Annotated in this window: 8 protein-coding genes and 1 pseudogene; 4 read left to right on the top strand and 5 right to left on the bottom strand. The window is 66.1% G+C overall.

The window, feature by feature from the left end:
- From AB3X43_RS10865 to folE, 4 genes and pseudogenes are all read right to left on the bottom strand, one after another.
- Positions 1 to 424, bottom strand: a pseudogene (locus tag AB3X43_RS10865) (hypothetical protein); the annotation flags it as partial.
- A gap of 89 nt (positions 425 to 513) precedes the next feature.
- Entirely contained in the window at positions 514 to 1,335 is an 822-nt protein-coding gene (locus AB3X43_RS10860; protein WP_369429861.1) for a DUF429 domain-containing protein, read from the bottom strand.
- A complete protein-coding gene (locus AB3X43_RS10855) occupies positions 1,332 to 1,757 on the bottom strand; it encodes a BLUF domain-containing protein (protein WP_369429860.1) in 426 nt (141 codons plus the stop codon). The genes AB3X43_RS10860 and AB3X43_RS10855 overlap by 4 nt, the downstream gene beginning before the upstream one ends.
- 6 nt (positions 1,758 to 1,763) lie before the next feature.
- Entirely contained in the window at positions 1,764 to 2,435 is a 672-nt protein-coding gene (gene folE / locus AB3X43_RS10850) for a GTP cyclohydrolase I (RefSeq protein WP_369429859.1), read from the bottom strand.
- Between the two features lie 238 nt (positions 2,436 to 2,673).
- Here folE and AB3X43_RS10845 point away from each other — a divergent pair, with 238 nt between their 5' ends.
- From AB3X43_RS10845 to AB3X43_RS10835, 3 genes are all read left to right on the top strand, one after another.
- Complete coding sequence (locus AB3X43_RS10845) at positions 2,674 to 3,471, top strand: gamma-glutamyl-gamma-aminobutyrate hydrolase family protein (protein ID WP_369429858.1); 798 nt, start codon at positions 2,674 to 2,676, stop codon at positions 3,469 to 3,471.
- 341 nt (positions 3,472 to 3,812) lie between these two features.
- Complete coding sequence (locus AB3X43_RS10840) at positions 3,813 to 4,589, top strand: hypothetical protein (protein WP_369429857.1); 777 nt, start codon at positions 3,813 to 3,815, stop codon at positions 4,587 to 4,589.
- A 101-nt stretch (positions 4,590 to 4,690) separates the two neighbouring features.
- Complete coding sequence (locus AB3X43_RS10835; RefSeq protein ID WP_369429856.1) at positions 4,691 to 6,433, top strand: MFS transporter; 1,743 nt, start codon at positions 4,691 to 4,693, stop codon at positions 6,431 to 6,433.
- Between the two features lie 25 nt (positions 6,434 to 6,458).
- Here AB3X43_RS10835 and AB3X43_RS10830 read toward each other — a convergent pair whose 3' ends face one another.
- Positions 6,459 to 6,926, bottom strand: coding sequence for a universal stress protein (locus AB3X43_RS10830; RefSeq protein WP_369429855.1), 468 nt, complete (start codon positions 6,924 to 6,926; stop codon positions 6,459 to 6,461).
- A 157-nt stretch (positions 6,927 to 7,083) separates the two neighbouring features.
- On the opposite strand from AB3X43_RS10830, the gene AB3X43_RS10825 reads away from it, so the two are divergent.
- A partial coding sequence (locus AB3X43_RS10825) for a methyltransferase (RefSeq protein ID WP_369429862.1) occupies positions 7,084 to 8,213 on the top strand: 1,130 nt, incomplete at its 3' end.

Raw genomic sequence — 8,213 nt, 5'->3', positions numbered from 1 at the left:
TATCGACCAGGTACTGGCGCACGGCGTCGGCCTGTGGCAAGTCGGTGGTGCCGCGTTCGATGGGCGAGCGCAGGCGTGGATCCCACCACAGATCGGCCCGCGGATCGATGGAGGCCAGCCGGATGCCACGCGCGTCGCAGCGCCGGCCGCGGTGGCGTTGCACATTGCGGGCGATCCAGTGTTCCTGGTGCCAGCCGAGCTGTCCCAGCCACCACAGCGGCGAGCCCTGCAGCGGCGGCGGGGTGCCGTCGAGCGCATCGGGCCGGGCGGCAGCTTCGAACGCCGCGAACAGACGCAGGCTGCGGTTGCGGGCGTCGATCAGGGCCAGCGACAGCAACTCGCGCCCGGCATGGCGCATCGTCACCGGGTTGTCTAGGTCTGCGGCGGGCATGAACATCGTGGACAGGCCAGGGGTGGAAGGCATGGAATGATTGTGAACTTGTTCACGGCATTCGGCGGTGCCTGCCACGCGCTCGTCCAGGCGGTCGGTCGCCCTGCGTCTGCGGGGGCTGCTCAGGCGGTGAGGATCCAGCCTTCGACGCTGTCCACCTGCTCGGGCCAGCCGTGGCGTGGCTGGCGTGAGCCCCACGCGGCCTGCAGCAGGCACAGCACTGCGTCCAGCTGGTCACCACTGGGGTCCGCGACGAGGGTGTCGTGCTGTGCGACCGTGAGCTTCAGGCGCAGTCCGAGCCGGGAGCGGCCCTGTTCGAGTGCATCGACCAGATCGCGCCTGGCCAGCAGCCGCTCGGGCGTCTGGCGGGCGCGGTCGTCGCTCTTGTAGGAGCGGCGACCGAGGATTTCGCGGGCCAGCAGTCCCGGGTATGCCTCCAGCGCGGTGCGCGAAGGGTCACCCGCCTGGAATCCCGGCAGGTCGCATCCGGCATCCAGCAATGCGGGCACCCCGGTGTGCAGCATGAAGCTCACGGGGGGATTGACCCACTTCATCGACGGAGACGACCCTGCCGGCCGGTCACAGGCCCGGTGCGCGAACTTGGCGCCTGCCGGCCGGGCGTTGCAGAACGCGGCGAAGGTGGTGCGGATGTCGGCGCGGTCGAGCGTCCGGTAGTGCGCGATCAGGGCGCTCCAGGTGGCCGGCCAGCCCAGCGCGGTGACCAGCTCCCGCGGCAGACCGAACGGCAGGTCGAATGCCGCCAGCCACGGGCCTGGCTCGCGCAGGCTGGCCGCGAAGGCGGCTTCGTCGGGCAGGGCCCGCAACCGCTCCAGCCGCAGCACGTCGCCGACCAGCCGGCCCTCGGCGAGGGTGATGGGCTTGCGCTGGGTGGGCCGGCTGGTGAAATCGACGCCGCGGAGCGCCAGCGTCGCGGCAGCCGTCAAGCGGTGCGTCCGACAATCGAGGCGGTCGCGATCAGATCTTCCAGCAGAGCCAGCGAGGCCCGGCCCGACACCGAGAAGGGGTCCAGCACCGGCCGGTCGCTGTACTTGAGCACGATCGCCGGGTTGGTGCGTGCCAGATTGACCTGGCCCATCGTCCAGCCGGAGAAGCGCCGCTCGGTGATTTCCTCGTAGTGCAGCACCATCACGTCGTGGTGGCGCCCGTCGCGCACGATCGCGTTGTAGAGCGCATTCACCGTGTCGCGCCCACCTTCGAGCACCTGCATGAAGACGTTGCCTCCGTGGCAGAGGATGCCGGTGATGCCGAGCGCCGGGTTGTGGGCACGCGACTGGGCGAGGATCGATTCGATCATCTCGGGCGAGACCGCATCGGTGCGGCTGGCATAGAGCAGACGGACGAGCATGGTGCTTCAGCCTTTGCGGTGGGTGACGAGCGAAAGGAATTCGCGGCGCAGGTTCGGATCCTTCAGGAAGGAGCCGCGCATGACACTGTTGATCATCTTGGAGTCCATGTCCTTGACGCCGCGCCAGCCCATGCAGAAATGGTCGGCCTCCATGATCACGGCCAGCCCGTCGGGCTGCATCTTGTCGTTGAGCAGGTCGGCCACCTGTGTGACCGCTTCTTCCTGGATCTGCGGGCGGCCCATGATCCACTCGGCCAGCCGCGCGTACTTGGACAGGCCGATCAGCGCCGAGTGCTCGTTGGGCATCACGCCGATCCACAGCTTGCCGATGATCGGGCAGAGGTGGTGCGAGCAGGCACTGCGCACGGTGATCGGACCGACGATCATCAGCTCGTTCAGGTGCTCCACGTTCGGGAACTGCGTGACCGGCGGCTGCGGCACATAGCGGCCGCGGAAGACTTCCTGCAGGTACATCTTGGCCACGCGGCGGGCGGTGTCCTGGGTGTTGTGGTCGCTGTCGGTGTCGATGACCAGGCTGTCGAGCACGCCCGCCAGCTTGCCCTGCACCTCGTCGAGCAGGGCTTCCAGCTCGCCGGGCTGGATGAACTCGGCGATGTTGTCGTTGGCGTGGAAGCGGCGGTTCGCGGCCTGGATGCGGGCCCGGATGACCGCGGACATCGGACGTCCGGCCTCCAGGTCATGGTCACCCGGTGATGCGGTGGCAGGGAGTTCAGTGGGGCTGTTGTTCATTGTTCGGCAGGCGTCCGGAGTGGGAGGAAATCCTAGCAGGCCTGGATTTTTCATGCCCGAGTCGGGTTGCCTGTGGATTAACCTGGATAAATCCGCCACATTGCCGGCAGTGCGGACTAAGGGTTTGCAAGAATGGACGCACTGAAATGGATTCCGAGGAGCCTCCATGTCCCGCCCTCCGCTGATCGGCATTTCTGCCCGCATCTATTTCCCCAACACACCGGTGGCCGATCTGGGCGGAGTGTTCACCCGCACGCTGCACTATCTGGAGCAGTCGGTGGCGCACTGGGTGCTGGGCGGGCGGGCGCTGGCAGTGATGATCCCGGCCATCGAGAGCGAGGGCATGATCGCACGCAGCGAAATGAGCCTGGCCGAATATGCCAGCCACCTCGACGGCCTGGTGCTGCAGGGCGGCAACGACATCGCGCCCGAGAGCTATGGCGAAACCCCGCTGCGTCCCGAATGGAGCGGGGACCGCATCCGTGACCGCTACGAGATCGACCTGTTCGAGACGTTTGTCTCGGCAGGCAAGCCGGTGCTGGGCATCTGCCGTGGCTGTCAGCTCATCAACGTGGCCCTCGGCGGCACGCTCTACCAGGACATCCCCACACAGGCGCCGTCCTCGGTGCGCCACCTGCATCTGCAGCAGTACGACCAGCAGTTCCACGAGATGGCCATCGTCCAGGGAACGCAGCTGTCGGCGCTGTACCCTGGCGTGGACAGCGCTGTGATCAACTCGATCCACCACCAGGCGGTGAAGGACCTGGGGCGAAATCTCACGGTGGAAGCCCGCGCCCAACCGGATGGGCTGGTCGAGGCCATCCGCTGGAATGGCCCGAGCTATGTCTTCGGCATGCAGTGGCATCCGGAATTCATGGCCCAGCAGATGAGCCATGCAGCACAGCTGGATGGGCATCCGATCCTCTCGGACTTCCTGTCGGCCTGTCTGCGCCGACGCGGTTGAGCGGCATGGCCTGCGGGCTGTTGCTGGATGCGGTTACTGCTTGAAAGTGTTGTGCATCTGTCGATATAGGGTGCAGACCGTCCCGATGGGCTGCTTGGCACGGACTCCACGGGGACGGCCAGTCCGCATGCGGTCGATTCAATGTGATAAACGAATCAGTACCGCTCCATGATTCAGGGGGGAACCCGAAAATTCGCGTGAATTTATGTCAGGATTTGATGTTTTCAAATTTATCTTGGGCATCGTTCTTGACAACAAAGACGCCGACCGTACGGCGTTCGACGGGATAACATGAATTTTTCAATTCAAGACAGACGTGGGGGCGCCTGACCATGGCTGACATGCAAGCAACCCGGCGCCGTGCGGCAGTGGCTGTGTTTTCGGATCTGCTCGATGAGGGTGCGTTGACCGAGGCACTCTGGCTCCAGCATGAATCGATGCGAGGTGAAAACGTCTCGGACATCATCGCGTTCGTGGATGCGGTGGCCCAGCGCAATCTGCTGGACGCGGCGTCTGTCAAGCGGCTCTACAACGGCTTCTACAAGGCGCTGCGTGAAAACCCGGACCGCCTGCCGCTGGATCCGTGGCCAGCCATGCAGGCCGCCCGTGCAGCGGCCAAGCCGGCAGCGCCACCACCCGTTGCAACGCCTGTGGTGCCGGTGATCGCGCCGGTGATCAATCCGGTCGCGGCCGCACTGGCGGCCGCACAGGCCGCTGCACCCGTGCAGGCACCGGTGCCGGAGGAGCCTCCGGTGATTTTCGGTGCGTTGATGCGCGCCATCGTGGCCGAGGTGTTCCAGCACCACCGCGAGGCCCTCGACGAGGTCCGCAAGGATGCCTTGCAGCGTCTGGACGACTCGATGGCGGCGCCTGCCTTGCGCCAGCAGTTCCGCAGCGGCTGGAGCCGGGCGTTGCAGCACGACTGGCAGTTGCCGGGCACGCACGCCGATCTGGCCGAACTCACCCGCGTGGTCTATCTGGCGCTGGGTGACGCATTCGGCCGTGCGGGTGCGGACCAGGTCCTCAAGCGCGGTCTGGAAACGGCGGAGGCCGTGCCCGAGGCCAAGGTGTTTTCGCCCCGCCGCCTGCTGGCCACCATCAAGGGCCTTCGCATCTGAATGGCTGGGGCGCTTGGCCACGTGCTGCAGCCCCCGCCTTGCCATGACCACAGCGCCGAGTGCGCCGGCGACCCGATCGCCCACCTCGGCAGGAGAACAGCATGTCCAATCTGCAGGACGCCCGTGACGCCGTCGACGACGGTGACCACGGTGTCACCCCGATGACCGCGCAGGAGCGCAAGGTCATCCTCGCCTCCTCGCTCGGCACCATCTTCGAGTGGTACGACTTCTATCTCTACGGTGCGCTGGCCGCGATCATCGCCCGGCAGTTCTTCACGGCGCTGGAGCCGACGTCGGCCTTCATCTTCGCGCTGCTGGCGTTCGCTGCCGGTTTCATCGTGCGACCGATCGGCGCCGTGGTCTTTGGTGGCCTGGGGGACATGATCGGCCGCAAGTACACCTTCCTGGCCACGATCGTCATCATGGGGGTCTCGACTGCGCTGGTCGCTGTCCTGCCGAGCTACGGCACGGCCGGCGCCTTTGCGCCGATCGCGCTGGTGCTGCTGCGCATGCTGCAGGGTCTGGCGCTGGGTGGCGAGTACGGCGGCGCGGCCATCTATGTGGCCGAACACGCGCCGCAGAACCGCCGTGGTGCCTACACGGCCTGGGTGCAGACGACGGCCACGGTCGGTCTGTTCCTGGCGCTGGTGGTGATCCTGGTGACCCGCAGCCTGCTGGGCGAGGCATCGTTCGCCGAATGGGGCTGGCGCATTCCGTTCGGCCTGTCGGCGGTGATGCTGGCGGGGTCGTTGTGGATCCGCCTGTCGATGAGCGAGTCGCCGGCTTTCCGCAAGATGCAGGAGGAGGGCAAGACCTCCAAGGCGCCGCTGGCCGAGTGCTTCGGGCAGTGGAAGAACCTCAAGATCATCGTGCTGGCGCTGTTCGGTCTGGTCGCTGGCCAGGCGGTGATCTGGTACACAGGGCAGTTCTACGCGCTGTTCTTCCTGACGAGCGTGCTTCAGGTCGATCCGACCACCGCCAATGTCCTGATCGCCATCGCGCTGTTGATCGGCACGCCATTCTTCGTCGTGTTCGGAACGCTGTCGGACCGGATCGGTCGCAAGCCGATCATCATGGCTGGCCTGCTGATCGCGTGCCTGACCTATTTCCCGCTGTTCAAGATGATGACCTCCATGGCCAATCCGGACCTGGCGGCTGCACAGGAGCGCGTCCGGATTGTCGTGAAGGCCGATCCGATGACCTGCTCCTTCCAGGGCAGCCCCATCGCCAAGGAGACCGATTTCACCTCGTCGTGCGACATCGCAAAGCGGGCACTGGCGCAACTGGCGGCCAGCTACACCAACGAGGCCCTGCCGTCCGGCTCTTCCACCGAGGTCCACGTCGGAGACACCGTGCTGGCTCCGCCGAACGGACATTTGACCGCCGGTGGCGATCGCTTCGAGACGGACAGCCTGTTTGAAATCTCGCATTTCCGCAAGGAGCTGCTGCCTGATGTGCTGAAAGCCGCAGGCTATCCGGTGAAGGCGGATCCGACCAAGATCAACCACGTGGGGGTGGTGGCCGTGCTGGTGGTGCTCATGCTGCTGGTGACGATGGTCTATGGTCCGATCGCCGCCACGCTGGTCGAGATGTTCCCGACCCGCATCCGCTACACCTCGATGAGTCTGCCGTACCACATCGGCAACGGCTGGTTCGGTGGTCTGATGCCGACCATCGCCTTCGCGATGGTGGCCCAGAACGGTGACATGTACCACGGCCTGTGGTATCCGATCGGAGTGGCTGCTGTCACGTTCGTGGTCGGCATGTTCTTCATCCGCGAGACGAAAGACGTGGACATTTACGCCAAGTTCCTTTACTGGCACCCCAACCGCCTGCGCAAGTAGCCGCGGGGCTTGGGCGCGGTGGCGCTCAGGCTGGATCTGCGGTGGCCTCGTCCTCCTGATCGGCGAGGTCGGCCGGCTCCACTTCCGGCAGCAGGTGGGGCACGAGCAGGATCGGCACACGGCTGTGGCGTTGCACGGACTGCGTCACGGTGTGGCTCTGGCTGGCCAGCACGACGAGGTCGCAGCCCAGCAGGTCCGCCTGCTCCACCACCTGCTGCGCGGCATCGCCCGTCACCACGAGCGACTCGTGGGCGACACCCGCTGCGTCCAGCAGCGCCTGTGCCGAGGCCAGCGCGTGCTCGCCGGCCTCATGGCTGGCGCCCTCGATCAGCTCGGCATCGGGCGCCAGCACCATCTCGTACAGGTGCGGCGGCTCCTGCACGTTGAGCAGCACGGCCGTGAAGTCCAGCCCCTGCGCACGCAGCTGCAGTGCCTGGTGCACGGCGGCCAGTGCCTCGGGGCTTCCGTCGAGGGGCAAGAGGGTGCGGATCATGGTGTGACTCCTGTTGGGGGCATGCCGATGATGCTAGCGCTTGGCGCCTGCGTCGACCACCAGCGATGCACCGAACCGGTCGGTTCATGCGATGGATTTGCTGTGGCGGGCGATACTGGCGGGTTCAGCCACTTCCGGCCGCGCGCCGCGCACCGACATGTTCCAGCCCCCGATGTTGACATGGACCGAAGACGATCAAGTCCGCACCGCCCGCTGGAGATCCGAGAACGGCGCGCCTGTGCCTCGTCGTGTCGTCGTGGCCGATGACCAGACCCGTGCGGACGATGCGTTGCGGATGGCCCGCGACGGGGCTGTTCTGCTGTGGCGCGGCGATTTCCAGAATGCGCGCTTGTTGCTCCAGGCGATGACCCGTCGCCTTGATCGCGCAGCCAGCCCCCGATCCGCCGGGGCCTCGCTCACCGACTTGTTCCACCGCCATCGACTGGCGCAGGCCCAGCGGGCCCGTCTGCTGTCGGCAATCGCCATGCCGGTCGAGGCGGACTACACCATTGCCTTGCGTCGCGCACCCGATTGGCGCCAAGCCTGCGTGGAAGCTTATGGCGCGCCGGATGGTCAAGCTTCTGTGGTGTCGCTGCGGGAGTTGCTGGGACTCGTGGGAGCGCACGAATGGCGCAAGAAGGGGGTGTCGATCGCAGCGACCGGCGGGCGCATCCATGCCCACTATGGGGTCTTCTCTCCGGTGCGCGGCGAATACATCGACCTTGTCGCGGCAGCGCCGTTGCCCTCGGATGAACTGGCGTTCGATGTTGGGACCGGCACGGGTGTTCTGGCTGCCGTGCTCGCGCAGCGGGGGGTGAAGCGGATCGTTGCAACCGATCTGGATGCCCGCGCACTGGCATGTGCTGCAGACAATCTGGCACGCCTTGGGCATGCGGGCCGTGTCGAACTGGTGGAGGCCGATCTGTTCCCGTCGGGACGTGCGCCGCTCGTTGTCTGCAATCCGCCATGGTTGCCGGGCAAGCCCAGTTCCTCGATCGAGCATGCCATCTATGACCCGGACAGCCGCATGCTGAAGGGCTTTCTGGCTGGTCTGGCCGAACACCTGAGCCCTGGTGGGCAGGGTTGGCTGATTCTGTCGGATCTGGCCGAGCACCTCGGTTTGCGCAGTCGAGCACAGTTGCTGGCGTGGATCGAGCAGGGCGGGTTGCGTGTGCTGGCCATCCAGACCATCCGTCCGCGCCACCCGAAGGCGGGCGACTCGGACGATGCTCTGCATGTGGCCAGATCAGCGGAAGTCACGATGCTCTGGCAACTGGTGGCGCACAC

This window comes from Sphaerotilus sp. (genome assembly GCF_041083715.1).
In the GTDB taxonomy this organism is placed as follows: Bacteria; Pseudomonadota; Gammaproteobacteria; order Burkholderiales; family Burkholderiaceae_C; genus Sphaerotilus.
Note: the sequence above shows the minus strand (reverse complement) of the source record. Positions and strands in the feature narration are given on the sequence as shown.